Annotated in this window: 16 protein-coding genes; 9 read left to right on the forward strand and 7 right to left on the reverse strand. The window is 60.8% G+C overall.

The features are described 5' to 3' along the window. Window positions 1-263 precede the first annotated feature (263 nt). Entirely contained in the window at window positions 264-1,415 is a 1,152-nt protein-coding gene (locus QCD60_RS11105) for an iron-containing alcohol dehydrogenase (RefSeq protein ID WP_279785206.1), read from the forward strand. A gap of 104 nt (window positions 1,416-1,519) precedes the next feature. Here the strand turns inward: QCD60_RS11105 and QCD60_RS11110 are convergent, their stop codons facing one another. The 7 genes from QCD60_RS11110 to QCD60_RS11140 all read right to left on the reverse strand — a co-directional run bounded on the left by QCD60_RS11110 (window position 1,520) and on the right by QCD60_RS11140 (window position 9,487). Further along, window positions 1,520-2,440, reverse strand: coding sequence for a DMT family transporter (locus QCD60_RS11110; protein ID WP_279785208.1), 921 nt, complete (start codon window positions 2,438-2,440; stop codon window positions 1,520-1,522). Between the two features lie 140 nt (window positions 2,441-2,580). Further along, window positions 2,581-3,396, reverse strand: a complete 816-nt coding sequence (locus tag QCD60_RS11115) for a helix-turn-helix transcriptional regulator (protein WP_279785210.1) — start codon at window positions 3,394-3,396, stop codon at window positions 2,581-2,583. A 43-nt stretch (window positions 3,397-3,439) separates the two neighbouring features. Further along, window positions 3,440-3,616, reverse strand: a complete 177-nt coding sequence (locus QCD60_RS11120) for a hypothetical protein (protein ID WP_279785213.1) — start codon at window positions 3,614-3,616, stop codon at window positions 3,440-3,442. Window positions 3,617-3,839: 223 nt separating this feature from the next. Continuing rightward, window positions 3,840-5,621, reverse strand: a complete 1,782-nt coding sequence (locus QCD60_RS11125) for an ABC transporter transmembrane domain-containing protein (protein ID WP_279785216.1) — start codon at window positions 5,619-5,621, stop codon at window positions 3,840-3,842. Further along, window positions 5,618-7,417: an ABC transporter transmembrane domain-containing protein gene (locus tag QCD60_RS11130; RefSeq protein ID WP_279785218.1), complete on the reverse strand. Its 1,800-nt coding sequence runs from the start codon at window positions 7,415-7,417 to the stop codon at window positions 5,618-5,620. The genes QCD60_RS11125 and QCD60_RS11130 overlap by 4 nt, the downstream gene beginning before the upstream one ends. Before the next feature lie 317 nt (window positions 7,418-7,734). After that, the gene (locus QCD60_RS11135) at window positions 7,735-9,069 is read right to left on the reverse strand and encodes an AarF/ABC1/UbiB kinase family protein (RefSeq protein WP_279785220.1); all 1,335 of its coding nucleotides are present in this window, start codon (window positions 9,067-9,069) and stop codon (window positions 7,735-7,737) included. A gap of 148 nt (window positions 9,070-9,217) precedes the next feature. Beyond that, window positions 9,218-9,487: a DUF2798 domain-containing protein gene (locus QCD60_RS11140; protein ID WP_279785222.1), complete on the reverse strand. Its 270-nt coding sequence runs from the start codon at window positions 9,485-9,487 to the stop codon at window positions 9,218-9,220. A 499-nt stretch (window positions 9,488-9,986) separates the two neighbouring features. Between QCD60_RS11140 and QCD60_RS11145 the strand changes: the two genes are divergently transcribed. From QCD60_RS11145 to QCD60_RS11180, 8 genes are all read left to right on the forward strand, one after another. Next, the gene (locus QCD60_RS11145) at window positions 9,987-12,785 is read left to right on the forward strand and encodes a monovalent cation/H+ antiporter subunit A (protein WP_279785224.1); all 2,799 of its coding nucleotides are present in this window, start codon (window positions 9,987-9,989) and stop codon (window positions 12,783-12,785) included. Further along, window positions 12,785-13,156 (forward strand): Na+/H+ antiporter subunit C, encoded by a 372-nt coding sequence (locus QCD60_RS11150; protein ID WP_279785227.1) that lies wholly within the window; start codon window positions 12,785-12,787, stop codon window positions 13,154-13,156. Before QCD60_RS11145 ends, QCD60_RS11150 begins: the two co-directional genes overlap by 1 nt. After that, a complete protein-coding gene (locus tag QCD60_RS11155) occupies window positions 13,153-14,742 on the forward strand; it encodes a monovalent cation/H+ antiporter subunit D (RefSeq protein ID WP_279785229.1) in 1,590 nt (529 codons plus the stop codon). The genes QCD60_RS11150 and QCD60_RS11155 overlap by 4 nt, the downstream gene beginning before the upstream one ends. Beyond that, entirely contained in the window at window positions 14,739-15,227 is a 489-nt protein-coding gene (locus tag QCD60_RS11160; protein WP_279785232.1) for a Na+/H+ antiporter subunit E, read from the forward strand. Before QCD60_RS11155 ends, QCD60_RS11160 begins: the two co-directional genes overlap by 4 nt. Continuing rightward, on the forward strand, window positions 15,221-15,490 hold the full coding sequence (locus QCD60_RS11165; protein WP_104153053.1) for a K+/H+ antiporter subunit F: 270 nt from the start codon (window positions 15,221-15,223) through the stop codon (window positions 15,488-15,490). The genes QCD60_RS11160 and QCD60_RS11165 overlap by 7 nt, the downstream gene beginning before the upstream one ends. A gap of 20 nt (window positions 15,491-15,510) precedes the next feature. Then, window positions 15,511-15,903 carry a Na+/H+ antiporter subunit G gene (locus tag QCD60_RS11170; RefSeq protein ID WP_279785235.1) on the forward strand — a complete coding sequence of 131 codons (393 nt, stop codon included), beginning with the start codon at window positions 15,511-15,513 and terminating at the stop codon, window positions 15,901-15,903. 289 nt (window positions 15,904-16,192) lie between these two features. Beyond that, entirely contained in the window at window positions 16,193-17,440 is a 1,248-nt protein-coding gene (locus QCD60_RS11175; protein ID WP_279785237.1) for a diguanylate cyclase, read from the forward strand. Between the two features lie 159 nt (window positions 17,441-17,599). Then, window positions 17,600-18,406, forward strand: a complete 807-nt coding sequence (locus tag QCD60_RS11180; RefSeq protein ID WP_279785239.1) for an HAD family hydrolase — start codon at window positions 17,600-17,602, stop codon at window positions 18,404-18,406. Window positions 18,407-18,506 lie beyond the last annotated feature (100 nt).

The raw sequence follows: 18,506 nt of genomic DNA on the forward strand, positions 1-18,506 counted from the left end.
CACCTGTGCAAAAAGCTGCACACAGGCTGCTCATTGCGTGCGCATTTAAGCGCACGAATGGGTTATAACCACAAAGAACTACAACCAAAGCACTGGATATTCCCCTCGCTGGCAGAATACCGACGCAGATCAAATCTTTCTAACCTCCTCCTGCTTACACTGAAACCATCACCACCCGCACGGCATCCTGCCCGCGGGCTCCGGGTAAGACTTCTGCGCTGTCAGCGCTTACCTCAATTTCGAAAATAAGAGGAACGGTTGTCATGAGTATTCAGGAATTCTACGTACCTACCGTGTCACTGATGGGCCCAGGCTCCTTCTCTAAACTGCCCGAACGGGTGAAAACCCTGGGCGGCAAAAAGCCGCTGGTAGTCACCGACAAGGGCATGACGGCGCTGGGATACACCGGCAAGCTGACCGAACTGCTGGGCAATGCCGGCATCGATGCGGTGGTGTTCGATGACACGGTTCCCAACCCGACCGATACCAATGTGGCTGACGGGCTGGCGGTGTATCAGGCAAATCAATGTGATCTGCTGATTTCTTTTGGTGGTGGCAGCTCTCATGACTGCTGCAAAGCCATCGGTCTGGTGGCTACCAGCGGCGGCACCATCCATGACTACGAAGGTCTGGATAAGGCCAGCAAGGCGCTGCCACCCTATATCGCGGTCAACACCACTGCTGGTACCGCCAGTGAGATGACCCGTTTCACCATCATCACCAACACTTCCAATCACGTGAAGATGGCCATCGTCGACTGGCGCGTGACCCCCAACGTGGCGATCAACGACCCTGAACTGATGGTCGATATGCCGCCTGCACTGACCGCCGCTACCGGTATGGATGCCCTGACCCATGCCATCGAGGCCTATGTTTCCACTGCTGCCACCCCCATCACCGACGCCTGCGCACTGCAGGCCATCAGCCTGATCGGCAAGTTCCTGCGCCGTGCCGTGGCACGCGGTACCGATCTCGAAGCCCGCGACAAGATGGCCTACGCCGAGTATCTGGCCGGTATGGCCTTCAACAACGCCAGCCTTGGTCACGTCCATGCCATGTCGCACCAGCTGGGCGGCTTCTACAACCTGCCCCACGGCGTGTGTAACGCCCTGCTGCTGCCTCACGTCTGCCGCGTCAATCTGATGGCCCGTCAGGAGCGCTTTGCCGATATCGCCGCCGCTCTGGGTGAAAAGGTGGAAGGGCTGTCAGCCCGTGCTGCCGGTGAACAGGCCATCGACGCCATCGTCGCGCTGTCCAAAGATGTGGGCATTCCCCAGCATCTGGCTGAGCTGGGCGTGAAGGATGAAGATATCGAAACCATGGTGGTCAATGCGCAGAAAGACGTCTGCGGCTTTACCAACCCACGCAAACTGACCGATGCCCAGGTCGCGGCGATCTATCGCGCTGCCATGTAATCCGGTTAAAGGCGACGGAGCATCCGGGAACCCCGTCGCTGCCTACCCTGGCTGCACCGCCAATGGCTTCGGCCAGATCCGTTCTCTGGTGCACTGTGAGCCGCTCAGTCTGACTGCAGCGGCTTTTTTATTGCACCGACATCTGCGCTCTTCTGCATCACCGGCCGCCGCGCTGCCCAGTAGATACCACAACCGATCAGCACCCCTCCGAGCAGAGTTGAAGCAGCGGGCAGATGACGGGTCAGGGCAAAGCCAATCAGCGTAGCGAACAGCGGCGTCAGGAACAGGAAGCCGCTGGCATACACCGCTCCGCCCATGGCCAGTGCCATAAACCAGGTCACCATGGCTCCGGTGGTCGCCGGTAGGGCCAGCCAGCCAAAGGTCAGCCATGAAGAGAGGCTGTGCGGCAGCGCAAACGGCTGACCACTGAGCAGCGCCAGCAGACCCAGCACCAGTGCGCCCATCAGCATCTGCCAGAAACTCAGGGTCCAGCTGTCCAGCGGCAGGGTAAAACGACGCAGGGCCAGGGTGGCCAGTGCCCAGCTCCAGGTGCCGCACAGCACCAGCAGCTCGCCGCCACTGATGGAGGCGGCCAGTGATGTGCCCCCCAGACAGAGGATGACGCCCACGAATGCCAGTGCGTTACCGCTCCACACCTGCCTCTGAATCGACTCGCCCAGCAGCAACCACGACAGCAACGCTACCCACAGCGGGTTGCTGGCCATCAGGATCGCAGCGGTGGCAGGCAGGGTGGTCTGCAGGCCCAGATTAAGCAACGCCATGGAACCGGTGGTCTGCAACAAGCCGATCAGCAACAGCTTGCCCCAGGGCATGGCGGATGGCAGCCGGCCCCGCCGCCATTGCCATATCACCACCGGCAGCAGCGCCAGTGCAGCCGTCAGAAAGCGCAGGCTGACCAGCCACAGCGGCGCCATGTCGTGCAGCAGGGCCTTACTGGCAGGAAAGGATGAACCAAACAGGAAGGTGGCCAATACCACCGTGGGCAGAAAGCGACGGCAAAGCATCTTGGTACTCCGGCAGATCGGAGCCCGTAGCATAGAAGCGCTGCCGCCGTCCGACTGCCGCCAGTCTGCCAGCGGTTACGCCAAAGCGGACAACATCGCCCGCTCCGCTGTAGGTCTGCACGGTACCGGTGTCGCGGGGGTTATGGCTGCTGCAATGACTGGGCGTATGCGCTGGGGCTGACCCCCATCAGGCGACGAAACAGAGCACCAAAGGCACCGAGGGTGTCATAGCCCAGATCACTGGCAATGCGGCTGACCTGCTCGCCCTGCGCCAGACGCGGCAGCGCTGCCTGCACGGTCAGTTGCTGACGCCAGAGCCGGTACGACATCCCCAGCTCCTGCTGGAACAGCCTTGCCAGCGTACGGCTGGAAGCGCCTGCCAGCTCACCCCACTGTGCCAGTGACCGGGCATCAGCCGGGTGTTGCAGTAACACCGAGCAGATTCGCTGCAGACGGGCATCACCGGGCTGAGGCAGATACAGCGCCTGCTCGGCTGACCATTGCACCTCTTCCGGTATCAGGGCCAGCAACAGATGCTGACGGCGATCCTGTGGACCGTCGGCAGTAAAGGCCAACGCCTGCAGAATCAGCTCCCGCAGCAGTGGCGTCACCGTCACCGCCCGCGGTTGCGAGGGAAAGTGTGCTGGCACGGCATCAGCCGCAAGATACAGACTGCGCAGCTCCACTTCACCGTGGGCCAGCAGCTGATGTTCGACCCCGGCCGGCATCCAGATGGCCCGTTGTGGTGGCACTCGCCAGCGGCCCTGAGCTGTGATGATTTCCATCACGCCACGGCAGGCGTAAATCAGCTGGCCGCGCCGGTGCTGATGCATGGCCTGCCGGTAGCCATCGGCAAAGGTTTTGGCCAGACCACTGATGGCCGCGCGGGACGGCTCCCATTCACCGGGGTGGCAGGCGGCAAAATGACTCATAAGGTTACGTTCGCTGGTATCCATTCAGGCTGCAGCAGCACTGCTGAGTACCGTCAGCCAGCGAAGATCAGTCGTCATCATCGTCATCATCGTCGTCACCGACGACACCGGCGCCGACGACCTTGACCGGAATCGACACCACGTCCACCGCCAGACTGGCGGTCGATCCCACCACACTGGCCACTCCACAGCCCTGCACAGCCAGCAGCAGAGCCCCCATCATCAGCCATCCCAGTCGTTTCACCCTGACCTCCGCGGAGTACCTTTCCGATCTCAAGGGTTATCCCCGCAAATGATGACCAGCGCAACCGCGTTGACATTTTTTACTGGATTAAGGAGCGATCAGGGTCGGCCTGTTTTAAGAAAGGTAAGTATTTACTCTCAAGTAAAGATCAGTAACTGCGGCAGGTGAAGACCGATACAGAGGAGCGGCGCTAAAAGGCTGGCGTCTGCCAGCCTCTGTGCCGTCACGCCAGCATTTCTTCCAGCTGGCGCCCCTGCTGCTGCAGGCGGTACATGCGCTGATAGCGGCCATCCGGCAGACGCATCAGCTCGGTATGGCTGCCGGATTCGATGATTTCCCCCTGCGCCAGCACCAGAATGCGATCGGCATCCTTGATGGTAGACAGCCGGTGCGCCACCACGATCAGGGTCACCTGACCACGCAGGGCATGCAGCGCGCGCTGCACGACCTGTTCGGTTTCACTGTCGATATTGGCGGTGGCTTCATCCAGCAGCAGGATGCGCGGTCTGGCCGCCAGTGCCCGGGCGATGGCCAGTTGCTGGCGCTGGCCGGTCGACAGCCGCGCACCGCGCTCACCCAGCAGGGTGTCATAGCCCTCCGGCATGGCCAGTATGGTGTCATGCAGATGGGCCGCACGGGCCGCCGTCTCGATAGCTTCTGCTGACAGGCCGCGATTCATGTCGATGTTGTCCCGTACCGTGGCAGCCAGCACAAAGGGTTCCTGAGGAATCAGGCCCACGCCGTCGCGCAGGGTGTCGTGTTCGTAGTCGGCCAGCTCCACATCATCAATGCGGATACTGCCGTCCTTCACCGGATAGAAGCCCAGCAGCAGGCTCAGCAGTGTGCTCTTGCCGCTGCCGGTATGACCGACGATGGCCAGCCACTCACCGGAGCGAATGCTGACACCGAGCTGGCGCAGCACCGGATGCTTGTCGTCATAGCTGAAATTGAGCTGTTCGATATCAATCTGGCCGCGGCTGATCGGCGTAGTGACCTGGCCGAAGTGTCCTTCCTCATGATTGAGCAGGCGCTGCACCCGTTCGCCCGCCACCATCGCCTGCTGATAGAGGTTGAAACGCTGGGTGATCTCCATCAGCGGCTCGGTAAAGCGGCTGAGATAGCTGACAAAGGCGTAGAGCACACCGATCTCGGCGCCACCGAGCAGGGACTGGCGACCAAACACCCAGATCACCCCGGCCAGAATCATCACACTGAGCATATCAATGGCTGGCCGCAGTAACAGCGCGCCGATATGCACGGTGCGCATCTTGGCGCTGTAGAGATCTTCATTGGTGCTGCTGAAGCGGCCACGGAAACGCGGCTGCTGGTTGCTGGCCTGAATGATGCGCATGCCCTGAATCGACTCACCCAGATTGGCATTGATATCCGAGCGCAGCTGACGGCTGCGTTCCACCGCCGGGCCACTGACCCGCTGATAGACGTAGATGATGCCGAGTACGGCCGGAATCAGCGCCACGGCGATCAGCATCAGGTGCACATCGAGCAGCGCCATGGCCACCAGAATACCGAGCAGGGAAATGGTATTGCCCAGCACCGTCGACAGAAACTGCACGTACAGATCCTTGATCGCCTCGGTGTCATTGGTGATACGGCTGACCAGCTGGCCGGTGACGGCATGGTCGAAGTACGACAGCGGCAGGCGCATGACCCTGGCAAATACCCGTTCGCGAATGTCCTTCACCGCCTCCAGCGCCATGGCACTGAACTTCAGGGTCTGCTGATAACGCAGCACGGCCGCCAGGGTCTGGCTGGCCACATAGGCCAGCAGCAGCCCGGCAATGGCGGAGAAGACGAACTGGCCCTGAGTGAGATAGTTGTCGATAAATACCTTGGCCAGCATCGGCCCGCTGACATCGGCGGCCGTGGCCAGAATCAGCAGGATGATGGCTTTGACCAGCAGCGGCTTGTCACGATAGACGTAGCCCAGCAGCAGTTTGAAGGCGCCCTGCGACGGGCTGGTGCTGGCAGATGTGGGCTGACTCATTGGCTGCTCTCCAGCAGATCGGCGGCATCGGCCTGACTGTCGTGGTGGCGGTGATCGCCCATCTTTTCCTCCAGCTCCTGTTCCAGCTGCTGATAGCTCCACATCCGTGCATACCAGCCCTGCTGTGCCAGCAGAGCCTGATGATCCCCCAGCTCACGCTGTTCGCCATGGATCAGCACCAGTATCTGTTCGGCCTCTTCTACCGCCGACAGGCGATGGCTGATGATCAGGGTCGTACGGCCACGGCGGGCCGTGCGCAGATGGCTGAGTATGGACTGTTCGGTGTGCACATCCACCGCCGACAGGGCATCATCCAGTACCAGAATGGGCGCATCCTGCAGCAGTGCGCGGGCAATGGCGATACGCTGGCGCTGACCACCGGACAGCGTCACCCCGCGCTCACCCACCAGGGTGTCGTAGCCTTCGGGGAAACGCAGGATATCCTGATGAATGGACGCCAGCGCAGCGACCCGCTCCACCTCTTCACGGCTGGCGGCTGGCCGGGCCAGGGCAATGTTTTCAGCGATGGTGGCGGTAAACAGGAAGGGATCCTGCGGCACATAGGCAAACTGCTCACGCAGCGCGTCCAGACGATAGTCCTGCAGGGGCTGCCCGGCCAGTGACAGCTGGCCCGCGGTGGTTTCCAGCTGGCGCATGATCAGCTGGATCAGGGTCGACTTGCCGGCGCCGGTGGGGCCGACAATACCGAGCTGGGTGCCCGCTGGCACCTGCAGGTGAATATCCTTCAGGGTCGGCTGCTGCTGATAGCTGAAATGCAGGTGCTGCAGCTGGATCGACGGTTCGCTGAGGGTCTGCAGCTGGCCCTGATCAGTCAGGGTATCCGGCTCCTGCAGCAGGCTGTCGACACGCTTGTAGGCCGCACTGCCGCGCTCGATGATGTTCATCAGCCAGCCCATGGCAAACATCGGCCAGATCAGCTGGCCCAGATACATGGTGAAGCTGGTCAGCTGGCCGACGCTCAGCTCACCCCTGCTGATCAGCCAGGAACCAAAGCCCAGACTGAGCAGAAAGGCAGACGACATCGACAGGTAGATCACCGGGTCATACCAGGCCTCGGTACGCTGCACGGCAAAGTTGGCACTGGCCGCCTCACTGGCGATGCGGTTGAAGTCCTGACTTTCCTGCTGCTCGCGACCCATGGCCTTGACCAGCCGGATACCGGAAATCGCTTCCTGCGTGCGGTCATTCAGATCGGAGAAACGCTGCAGCGAGCGCTGGAAATGCCGGTGCATGATCTTGGAGATGCGATAGAAACCCCAGGCCATAAAGGGGAACGGCACCAGCGCGACCAGTGCCAGCCGCCAGTCGATCACGGCAAACATCATCACCAGTACCAGCACAAAGGTCAGCAGACCGTCAAAGCCGGACAGCACCCCTTCACCGGCGGCCATCTCGATGGCGTCAATGTCGTTGGTGGCACGGGCCATCAGATCGCCACTGCTGTGACGGTGATAAAAGGCCGGCCCGAGAAAGGTCAGGCGCTCATAGAAGCGGCGACGCAGCTCGGTCCCCAGCCGGTAGGAAGAGCCATAGAGTTTGACCCGCCAGCCATAGCGGAACAGGTAAACCACCACGCCCACTGCCAGCAGTGTACCTACTCGTAACACCAGCTGCTGGTAGGTCAGGCTGCCGTCACGCAGGGCGTCAACCGTATGGCCTGTGATGTAGGGCACGCTCATATTCAGCACCGCGACTCCGGCCAGCATCAGCAGCGCCAGTGAATAAGCGCGCCAGTGAGCCTGGAAGAACCAGCGCAGTTGTTTAAACAAATCCATAACCGATCCGAAAATTGCAGGGGGCGCACAGTCAGCCGGCAGTACTTGTGGAAAGCCGAAGCCGCGCGCCGAAAATCAGGGCTGTGAGTAATGTGGCGGCGCTACCGGTGCCGGTGGCATGTGGATAAAAACCCACCAGATGCGGCCGCATTCTTTAGGTGTTACAGGTGACGCTGACGCCCGCGCGGGTTGTGGATAACACGCACGCGGGCGTCAGGCAGGTCGCCGGACACTGCACGGTAGCCGGCGCCATCGCACGCTGCCACCCTTATGCCGTCAATGCCGACCGGCAACAAGCGGCAACAGTGAAAAGAGCTTCAGGCCGGCGACTTAAATTCACTGAACAGCGCCTGCGCATCGAGCTGTACCCGCAGCCGGGCAAACAGCAGGTAGAGGCCGGCCAGCTTGCGATGCAGGAACAGCGCATCGACCGGCGGGGTATGCCAGTAGCCTTGCCGCATACTAAGCCGGGTGCCCGCGGCACGAATACGCTGGGCCAGATCCGCGGCAGCGAAATCATATGGCCCCTGCTGACACAGAGGCTCACAGGCCATCGTGAACAGCTGCAGCACCGTAGCTTCGTGCTCCGCAGGTACATCGGCGCGGAAGTAGCCAATGGCCCGTGCCGCCTCGCCCATGGTGGCCTGATCCCCGGCGATGGCAGCATTGAACAGCGCCCGATAGGCCTCACGCAGTGCCGGCCGGTAATAACGCACCGCGCCAAAATCCAGCAGCACCAGCTGATCGCTGTGGGTGTCATACAGGTAGTTGGCGAAATTGGGATCGGTCTGCACGCTGCCCCAGTCGAACAGCTCGCGGAAACACAGGCTGAGCAGATCAGCCGCGGCCTGATTGCGCTGCAGGGCCGGCATCCGCGCCAGTGTCTCAATCGGCTCACCGGCTTCGAAGCTCATGGTCAGCACATCACCGTTACTCAGGCCATCGATAATCGCCGGCACCCGAAAACGCGGCTGTAATGCCAGCCGCTGACCGTAGGCGCGGGCATGATCCGCTTCGAGGCGATAGTCGGCCTCGGCATGCAGCTGGGTTTTGGCTTCTTCCAGCAGGCTGTGGATATCCAGCTGTTTCGGCAGCAGACCGCTCACCCGAAGCAGAGTCGCGACATTATCCACATCCGCATCGATGCTCTGGCGCACACCCGGATACTGCACCTTGATGGCCAGCACCTGACCGCTGTTATCCACAGCCCGGTGGACCTGACCAATGGATGCCGCGGCAATGGGGGTAAAGCCGAACTGGCGGAACTGCCCTTCCCAGCCCTTGCCCCAGTGCTGCTCAAGGATCGCCGCCAGCTGCAACATCGGCATGGCATGGCCATCGGCCCGCAGCCGGGAGAGAATCTGGCTCAGCTCCGGCGGCAGCAGATCACCGGCATCCATCGACAGCAGCTGGCCGACTTTCATCGCCGCGCCACGCATGGTAGCCAGGGTATCGGCAACTCGTCGGGCATTGCCCGGCGTCAGCAACAGATCAGCAGGTTTAGGCAGATTGCCCTGACTGAGCTGACGTACCCCTTCTGCCACCATACCGCCTGCCACCCGTGTCGCCAGCCCACCCAGACTGGCCAGTCGCGACAGGCGGTGCGCCGGAATGGCACGGTGTTTGGTATCAGACGAATTACGATCAGACATGGGCAATCTTCCTTATTGCGGGCACTCGGCCATTAACGACCATCAGCAAACAGACATCAGCATCAGACGCCTGTTTATAGGTTGTCTGCAATGGCTTTCCAATCAGGCTGAAACCCACTGTGTCGCTTTGCCCGATAATGCCGATCACTCAGTGCGGATGCACCAGCGCCGCTGTCATCCGTCTTACCACCGGCAGTACCAGCAGCAGGGTGGGAAAGGCAATCACCCAGGAAATCAGCCAGGCGCTGAGCCACAGCTCGAGCGCAAACTCTGCCAGCCCGACACCGCGCAGGGTACTGACCAGCGACACGATGCAGGTCATCAGGATCGACAGGAAGAACGGCATCACCAGCCCGGCATAACGGGCAGGCAGCTTGCGCATTCCCAGAAAGGAGCGGGGAGAAGGGGTATTCGACATGGCATGGCTCCAGAAACAGTTAGCAGGCTGTCAGGGCAACGCGGCCCGTTTCGCACCCAGCTGCATGTCGGTGCAGCCGCTGTGCAGCTGGGGTGGACAGCCTCACAACCTGCAGTGAGCGAAGCCGGATGCTAGCGACTTACTCAGCGCAGAACAATCGACGGCCAGACAGTTGCGGCATTTGCGACAATACTTGCTGGAGCCCATCGACTCCGGTCTGGCCCCCCATTGACCATGCAAAGTCTGTAACTGGTTGAACGGCCAAATGTTTCACTGTTTGTCATAAGTCTCGCAGGCCAGAGTCAAGCGGGTAAGATTGTGCACACTTTATGAAAATGCCATTGGGATAAGGTTGTGTGAACGCTGCTCTGCCATGACAAAACATTGTCTGGCCGGAACTCACCGCACCACAACCGCCAACCCAGATGCCATGGTGTAATGCGGTGGAGGTGGACTTGAAAGGTGTGTTTGAAGGCAACTTGGCGAAGGATGTACGGCGATGATATTGCTCTGGATTGCACTGCTACCGCTGTTCGGCGTGCTGGTTCCCCTGCTCTGCAGTCAGCGCAGCCGCCTGTTCACCAGCTGGGCCACCGCGGCGGCCCCTGCCATTGCTCTTGGCCTGACCCTCAGTCAGGCCGGCACCGTGTTGCAGCATCAGACCCTGCGTTACACCCTCAGCTGGCTGCCCAGCCTGCAGCTGGACTACGCCCTGCGCCTCGATGGTCTGGCCCTGCTGTTTGTCTGTCTGGTGCTGGGTATTGGCCTGCTGGTGATTCTTTACGCCAGCTATTACCTGTCCGAGCAGGACTCGATGCCGCGTTTCTACGCCTGCTTCATGCTGTTTATGGCGGCAATGCTGGGCGTGGTGATGGCCAACAACCTGATCCTGCTGTGGATCAGCTGGGAAATCACCAGCATCAGTTCCTTCCTGCTGATCAGCTACTGGTGGCAGAAGAGCGAAGCGCGCAAGGGTGCCCGTATGGCACTGACGGTCACTGCCGCTGGCGGACTGGCACTGCTGGCAGGCCTGCTGCTGATCGGCCATATGGTCGGCAGCTACAGCCTTGATGTGGTGCTGCAGCACGGTGACCTGATCCGCAATCACCCGCTCTATACCCTGACTCTGTGCCTGATCCTGCTGGGCGCCTTCACCAAGTCGGCACAGTTCCCCTTCCATTTCTGGCTGCCCCATGCCATGTCGGCACCGACCCCGGTCAGTGCTTATCTGCACTCGGCGACCATGGTCAAGGCCGGTATTTTCCTGCTGGTGCGGCTCTATCCGGTGCTGGCCGGCACCGACCAGTGGTACTCCATCGTCAGTCTGGCGGGGATGTGCACCCTGCTGCTGGGCGCCTACTTTGCCCTGTTCCAGCATGATCTGAAGGGCCTGCTGGCCTATTCCACCCTCAGCCATCTCGGCCTGATCGTGCTGCTGCTCAGCATCGGCTCACCAGCCTCGACCGTGGCCGCCCTGTTCCACATCATCAACCACGCCATCTTCAAAGCCTCACTGTTTATGGCCGCCGGGATCATCGACCATGAAACCGGCTCGCGTGACATGCGCCGCCTCAACGGCCTGTGGAAATACATGCCCTACACCGCCACGCTGGCCATGGTGGCCGCTCTGTCGATGGCCGGGGTACCACTGCTGAACGGTTTCCTGTCGAAGGAAATGTTCTTCGCCGAAACCCTCAACCAGTCCATCCTCGGCTCCCTGTCGTGGCTGGTGCCGGTGCTGGCGACCCTGGCCGGGGTGTTCTCGGTGGCCTACTCACTGCGCTTTATCCACGATGTGTTTTTCAACGGCGAGCCTATCGGCCTGAGCAAGACCCCCCATGAGCCACCGCGTTACATGAAGCTGCCGGTGGAAATCCTCGTCGGTCTGTGTCTGCTGGTGGGGATCTTCCCCGAATTCATGGTGCAGCCGATTCTGGATGCCGCCTCGGCAGCGGTGCTGCAGGATCAGGTGCCGAGCTACAGTCTGGCGATCTGGCATGGCTTCAACTTTCCCCTGCTGATGAGTCTGGTGGCCATGGCCGGAGGCGTGCTGGTGTATACCCAGCGCCGCCATCTGTTCCGCTTCCAGCATCAGTTCGAGGCGGTCGATGCCAAACGTGAATTCGAGCGGCTGATCCAGCTCAGCGTGCGCCGGGCCAATGTGTTCAGCCGCTGGCTGGAGAACGATTCGCTGCAGCGTTACCTGCTGCTGATGCTGCTGGCATTACTGGTCCTGCTCGGCTCCAGCCTGCGTGAACTGCACCCGCTGAGCGGTGGCCGCAGCCTGTTGCCCCTTGACCCTATCACCCTGTGTGCCGGGCTGGTGCTGATCCTCAGCGCCATCGCCACGGTGGTGGTCAACCGCCAGCGCATGCTGTCGTTACTGTTCCTGTCGGTCACCGGCCTGATGGTGTCGCTGCTGTTCGCCCGCTTCGCCGCCCCGGATCTGGCCCTGACCCAGCTGGTGGTGGAAGTGGTCAGCATTATCCTGCTGATGCTGGCGCTGTTCTTCCTGCCCTATAAAACCCCGCGCAATGCCGCAGCGCCACGCAATCTGCTGCGTGACAGCGCCATCGCGCTGGTGCTGGGAGCGCTGGTCGGCAGCCTGTGTTTCGCCCTGCTCAGCCGTCCGCTCGACAGCATCTCGTCGTTCTTTATGGCCAAGAGCAAGACCGATGGCGGCGGCAACAACGTGGTCAACGTGATTCTGGTGGACTTCCGTGGCTTTGATACCCTGGGGGAAATCACCGTGCTCGGTATCGCCGCCCTCGGCATCTTCCGCCTGCTGGAGCATCTGCGCCTGTTCAAACCTTCCGCTGACGGCGAAGGCCGGCTGTGGGCCCGGCAGCGTGACTCGGTGATTCTTAATGTGATCGCACAGGGCATCCTGCCGCTGGCACTGCTGGTGTCGGTGTATATCTTCCTGCGCGGCCACAACAACCCCGGCGGAGGCTTTATTGCCGGACTGATTACCTCGGTCGGCATCATCCTGCAGTACATCGCCCACGGCGTCAGCTGGCTGAAGCCGCGAATGCGCCTCAACTATGCCCTGATGATCGCCAGCGGTGTGACCATTGCCTGCCTCACCGGTCTGGGCAGCCTGTGGTGGGACCGGCCGTTCCTCACCTCCTGGTTTGATCATTTCCATCTGCCGCTGATCGGTGATTTCGAGCTGGCCAGTGCCATGGCCTTTGATCTGGGGGTCTACCTGACCGTGGTCGGCGCCACCCTGATGATGCTGGCCAATCTGGGCAAACTCACCACCGCTCACCGTCCCCAGTATGAGGAGATGCAGTAATGGAAATTCTGTACGCCTGTTGTGTCGGCTTTCTCACAGCCTGCGGGGTGTTTCTGGTGCTGCGTGAACGGACCTTCCCGGTGGTACTGGGGCTGACCCTGCTGTCCTATGCCGTCAACCTGTTCCTGTTTGCCAGCGGCCGTCTGACCGAAGCGGCGGCGCCGATTCTGGGCGCCGGTGACCGCTATACCGATCCGCTGCCACAGGCGCTGGTGCTGACGGCTATCGTCATCGGCTTTGCCATGACCGCCTTCGTGGTGATCCTGGCCATGCGTGCCCGTGCCGATCTCGGCGTCGATCATGTCGATGGCCGTCTGCCCGATGACACGCCCGGCGCTCAACCCACCCGCCAGAAGGACGCGAAGAAATGAGTGTTGCCTGGCCGCTGTTCCATGCCCATCTGCCGATCCTACCCATCCTGCTGCCACTGCTGGCTGGTCTGCTGATGCTGTTCCCCCCTCTGTCGAAGGCGCTGACGGCGCAGCGTCTGCTGGGTCTGGTCAGCATCCTGCTGCAGGGCCTGCTGGCATTACTGTTACTGCTGCAAACCGCTGACGGCCAGCTGCGTCTGTACGCACTGGGCCAGTGGCCCGCACCGTTCGGCATCATGCTGATGGTCGATCAGCTCGGCGCCCTGATGCTGTTGCTGACGGCGGTGCTGGCGCTGGGTGCGCTGCTGTATGCCTGTGCAGGCAGCGACGTGCAGGGCAGTTTCTTCCACCCGCTGTTCCAGCTGCAGCTGCTGGGTATCAACGGTGCCTTCCTCACCGGCGATCTGTTCAACCTGTTCGTATTCTTTGAAGTGCTGCTGATGGCGTCCTATTCGCTGCTGATGCACGGCGAGAACCGCCAGCGTACCCGCGCCGCCCTGCATTACGTGATTCTCAATCTGGTCGGCTCAAGCATCTTCCTGATTGCCCTCGGTACCCTGTACGGCACCCTCGGCACCCTCAACATGGCCGACATGGCGGTACAGGTGAAACACCTTGACCCGGCGCTGGTGCCGCTGGTCAAGGCCGGTGCGCTGATGCTGCTGATCGTCTTTGCCCTGAAGGCGGCGTTGCTGCCCCTGCATTTCTGGCTGGCACGCACCTATGCCGATGCCTCGCCGGCGGTGGCCGCGCTGTTCTGCATCATGACCAAGGTCGGCATCTACGCCATCCTGCGGGTCTACAGCCTGATCTTTGGTGATCAGGCAGGCCCGCTGGCTGATCTGGCCGCGGTCTGGCTGTGGCCACTGGCCTTGCTGACCCTGATCATCGGCGCCATCAGTGCCCTGACCAGCAGCAGCCTGCGCAAGCTCAACGCCAATCTGATCATTGTCTCGGTTGGCACCCTGCTGGCGGTCGTGGCACTGAATGACCGTCAGGCAACCGCGGCAGCGCTGGTGTATCTGATTCATTCGACCCTGATCACGGCTGGCGTCTTCCTGCTGGCGGCAATGATTGCCGAACAGCGTGGCCGCAGTGCCGACCATCTGGTGGCGGGCCGGCCCATGGCGCAGCCGCTGCTGCTGGGGGTAGGCTTCGTGGTGGCGGCACTGGCGCTGATCGGCATGCCACCGTTCTCCGGTTTTATCGGCAAGCTGATGATTCTGCAGGCCACCGCCGGGCTGGAGGGCAAAGTGTGGCTGTGGCCCTGCCTGCTGCTCAGCAGCCTGATCATGCTGGTAGCCATGTCACGGGCAGGTACGACGCTGTTCTGGCGTATCAACGGCGAGCATCGCAGCACCAGCAAGAGTGGCGTGCTGCAGCTGGCGGGCGTCAGTGTGCTGTTACTGGCGGCTCCTCTGATCACCTTCTTCGCCGCCGATCTGAGTCAGCTGACCAGCCAGATCAGCGAACAGCTGTATCAGCCGCAACGCTATATCGATCAGGTTTTCCCCATGGGCGAGAAACAGCTTGGCGCAGCGGCTGAGCAGCTCACCTCTTCCCCTGCTGCAGGAGCCACCCCATGAGCGCCCTGTTACCCATGCCGTTCTTCAGTCTGGTACTGCTGCTGGTGTGGCTGCTGATCAATAACAGCCTCGCCTTCGGGCAGATCCTGCTGGGCGCGGTGCTGGCCATCGGCCTGCCGCTGCTGCTCAGACCCATGCATGTACCCGGTCCGCGGGTGCGCTCACTGCACGGTGTCAGTATTTACCTGCTGCGCCTGCTGCGTGACATCGTGGTCGCCAACTTCGACGTGGCCAAACTGGTGCTGAGCAGCCGCAACAAACTGCGGCCGGGCTTCATCATGTATCCCCTCGACCTGACCGATGATCTGCCCATCACCCTGCTGGCCAGCACCATTTCCCTGACGCCGGGAACGGTCAGTGCCGATCTCACCGATGACAAGCGCTATCTGCTGATCCATGTGCTGGACATGCACGATGAGGCCAGCCTGATCGAAGAGTTGAAACAGCGTTATGAACGCCCCCTGCAGGAGATCTTCGCATGTTGAGTACCGTACTGCTGATCGTGCTGGGCATGGTGATGGTGGCGCTGCTACTGAACCTGTGGCGGCTGTTTCGCGGCCCCTCGACCCCGGACCGCATCCTCGCGCTGGATACCCTTTACCTCAACGCCATCGCCCTGATCGTGCTGTTTGGCCTGTGGAAGGATGCCGCCCTCTACTTTGAAGCGGCACTGCTGATTGCCCTGCTGGGTTTCGTCAGCACCGTAGCACTGTGCAAATATCTGCTACGTGGCGACATCATCGAATAGTGGCTTGCGGAGACTGAACCATGAACCTCAACGAATTGCCCCTGTGGCTGGAAATCCTGCTCTCTGCCCTGCTGCTGCTGGGCGGCCTGTTTGTACTGATCGGTGCCATCGGTCTGGTGCGCCTGCCGGATTTTTTCACCCGTCTGCACGCACCGACCAAGGCCAGCACCCTGGGTCTTGGCGCCATCCTGCTCGGCTCCATGGTGCTGGTCAGTGTCAGCCATGACGGCGTCAGCCTGCATGAGCTGCTGATCACCCTGTTTCTGTTCATTACGGCACCGGTCAGCGCCCATATGATGTGCCGGGCAGCGCTGCATCAGCGGCTGAAAATCGCCCCGGGCACGCGCAATGGGGAATATCAGGGGCTGACACTGGCCAAACAGCAGGAGCAAGGCTCATCACGCCAGCCCTGAATCGCGCCACCCTGCAACCAGAAGCTGCCAGATGAGGCATCATCAAACGCTTACCCAACACGCTATTGTCATAACAGCAGCGCTATATATACACGTAAAGAGTTAGGTATGGCGCGGCTTGCAGCCTGACTGGTGAAGTAAAAAGGGCGTTTTTCCTTTACAGTCAGGGGTGAAAAACATACAGCAGCTAGGGATTTTCCGTGCCATAATCCCCCCAACTGCGTTCAGCGACGCGGTATCCTCCCTTCTCCATCCCAGACGGTGCAAAGATCAGCTAGAGAGAGCAGGCGTGCGTAATATCTTGGTTGTAGAAGACAGTCCTCTGGTCCTCAAGATTCTGAATCGTCAGTTCAAGCAGGAAAAAAACCTGACTTCGGTGATGTGTGCCTCAGCGGGCGAAGCGCAGCTGATGCTGGAAACCTCATCGGCGCTGTTTGCTGCCGCCATTGTTGACCTGAACCTGCCGGATGCGCCCAACGGTGAAATCGTCGATCTGATCCTCAGCTACAAGGTTCCCTGTATCGTGCTGACCAGCAGCTACGACGAGCAGCGCCGTGATGACCTGTTCATGAAAGGCGTGGTCGACTATGTCATCAAGGAAAGTCAGTACTCCTACGACTATGTTTTCCGCCTGATTCATCGTCTGGAGCAGAACCGCAAGATCAAAATCATGATTGCTGAGGACTCTGCCCAGGCCCGTCACTTTATCCACCGGGTGCTGTCTTCCCATCAGTATCAGATCGTTGAAGCCTGTGATGGAGAGGAATCGCTCAGGCTGCTGGAGCAGCATGCCGATACCGATCTGCTGATTCTTGACCATGGTATGCCCGGCATTCAGGGCTTTGAGCTGGTGAAGATTCTGCGCCAGAAGCAGAAGCGTCAGGATCTGCTGATCCTGGGCGTCTCGGCGGACCCGAAAGGCTCCCTCAGCGCCATGTTCATCAAGCACGGTGCCGATGACTTTCTGCGCAAGCCCTTCTGTGCCGAAGAGCTGACCTGCCGGGTGATGGCCATGGTCGAACGCCGTGACCTGACCCAGGCACTGCGTCAGGCCGCGCTGTTTGACTCCCTGACCGGGCTGTACAACCGCCGCGCCTTTTACGCCGAGGGTGGCCGGATACTGAGGCAGGCGCAGGAACTGCAATACCCCATCAGCGTGGCGGTGGTTGATCTGGATTACTTCAAGAAGATCAACGACACCTACGGCCACAGCGTCGGTGACAATGCTCTCAAGCACTTCTCCCGCGCTTTCCGCAAAGCCTTTACCGATGATGTGCTGGTGCGTCTGGGCGGGGAGGAATTCGGTCTGGTCAGCTATCACTCCAGTGAGGTGGTGGCCCAGCGTCTGGACAAACTGCGCCGCGACTGCCAGCAGATTACCTATGCCGAAGGCGACATCACACCGCTGTCCTTCAGCGCCGGGGTCTATTCCGGTATCGCCGACAGTGTCGACATCCTGCTGCATCTGGCCGATCAGCTGCTGTATCAGGTCAAGCATCAGGGCCGAGGTCATACCCTGACCGAGCAGCAGGGCTGAGACTACGCCCCGGGCGAAGCCGCCGTCCTGCCACACTCCGTTACCCAAAGGCTGCCCAACAGCCGCGCTAAAACCGCTACACTGTGGCCACCCGACCCTGCCCGTACCGCGTTTCCATTTTCACTGTGACTTTCCATTTTCTCTATGATAGGCACCAAGATGACACCGCCAAGCCTGATCGTTTCCGACCTGGACAAGACTCTGCTCAACGAACAGCACGAACTGGATGAGCTGACGATCGCCACCCTGTGTGAACTGCACCATCAGGGTCATACCCTGGCACTGGCTTCCGGTCGCCACTTTCACGATATCAGCGTTTATCGCGCCCAGCTGGGTGTCCCGGCCTACATCATCAGTACCAACGGTGCCCATCTCTATACCCCCGACGACACGCCGCTGTTCGAGACCCTGCTGCATACCGAGCTGGCACAGCAGATCACCCGTCTGCCGCTGCCTGCGGGTGTCAGTGTCAGTCTCTATACCCGTCACAAGTGGCTGATTGACCGCCCTCTGGCAGAGCTGTCCGAGCTGCATGACGGCACCGGCTTCAGCTTCGAGGTGGTGGATATTCCCGCCTACAGTGACAACGATATCGGCAAGGTGCTGTACGCCGGTGCCCCGGAGCAGCTGAAGATTCTGGAAGATGCCATCCGCGCGGGGTTCGAAGGGCAGATCCATATGACCTACTCGCAGCCCATGTATCTGGAAATCATGGGTAAAGGCGTCAACAAGGGGCTGGCGCTGCAGGCACTGCTGCATGAGCTGGGGCTGGACCGCCAGCACTGCTATGCCTTCGGTGACAACCTCAATGACGTGGAAATGCTCAGTCTGGCAGGCAATGCCCACGTCATGGCCAACGCCCATCCCTATCTGGCTGACAATCTGCCCCACGCCACCGTGATCGGCCATCACAACGACAAGGCCGTTGCCCGCCAGTTGCGCAGTCTGTTTGCCCTCGAGGATTAAGCGCGCATTCTGAGTACGCCCGGCGATTCAAGGTAAGGCGGAGTAAAACCAAAACGGCAGCCCGAGGGCTGCCGTTTTGCCATAACCCTGCTGACGATTC

This window comes from Pokkaliibacter sp. MBI-7, assembly GCF_029846635.1.
Classification (GTDB): Bacteria; Pseudomonadota; Gammaproteobacteria; order Pseudomonadales; family Balneatricaceae; genus Pokkaliibacter.

Bases quoted from the DNA above. Each gene is read 5' to 3' on its own strand.
- QCD60_RS11105 (WP_279785206.1), top strand. From the start codon at position 264: ATGAGTATTCAGGAATTCTACGTACCTACCGTGTCACTGATGGGCCCA.
- QCD60_RS11110 (WP_279785208.1), bottom strand. From the start codon at position 2,440: ATGCTTTGCCGTCGCTTTCTGCCCACGGTGGTATTGGCCACCTTCCTG.
- QCD60_RS11115 (WP_279785210.1), bottom strand. From the start codon at position 3,396: ATGGATACCAGCGAACGTAACCTTATGAGTCATTTTGCCGCCTGCCAC.
- QCD60_RS11125 (WP_279785216.1), bottom strand. From the start codon at position 5,621: ATGAGTCAGCCCACATCTGCCAGCACCAGCCCGTCGCAGGGCGCCTTC.
- QCD60_RS11130 (WP_279785218.1), bottom strand. From the start codon at position 7,417: ATGGATTTGTTTAAACAACTGCGCTGGTTCTTCCAGGCTCACTGGCGC.
- QCD60_RS11135 (WP_279785220.1), bottom strand. From the start codon at position 9,069: ATGTCTGATCGTAATTCGTCTGATACCAAACACCGTGCCATTCCGGCG.
- QCD60_RS11140 (WP_279785222.1), bottom strand. From the start codon at position 9,487: ATGTCGAATACCCCTTCTCCCCGCTCCTTTCTGGGAATGCGCAAGCTG.
- QCD60_RS11145 (WP_279785224.1), top strand. From the start codon at position 9,987: ATGATATTGCTCTGGATTGCACTGCTACCGCTGTTCGGCGTGCTGGTT.
- QCD60_RS11150 (WP_279785227.1), top strand. From the start codon at position 12,785: ATGGAAATTCTGTACGCCTGTTGTGTCGGCTTTCTCACAGCCTGCGGG.
- QCD60_RS11155 (WP_279785229.1), top strand. From the start codon at position 13,153: ATGAGTGTTGCCTGGCCGCTGTTCCATGCCCATCTGCCGATCCTACCC.
- QCD60_RS11160 (WP_279785232.1), top strand. From the start codon at position 14,739: ATGAGCGCCCTGTTACCCATGCCGTTCTTCAGTCTGGTACTGCTGCTG.
- QCD60_RS11165 (WP_104153053.1), top strand. From the start codon at position 15,221: ATGTTGAGTACCGTACTGCTGATCGTGCTGGGCATGGTGATGGTGGCG.
- QCD60_RS11170 (WP_279785235.1), top strand. From the start codon at position 15,511: ATGAACCTCAACGAATTGCCCCTGTGGCTGGAAATCCTGCTCTCTGCC.
- QCD60_RS11180 (WP_279785239.1), top strand. From the start codon at position 17,600: ATGACACCGCCAAGCCTGATCGTTTCCGACCTGGACAAGACTCTGCTC.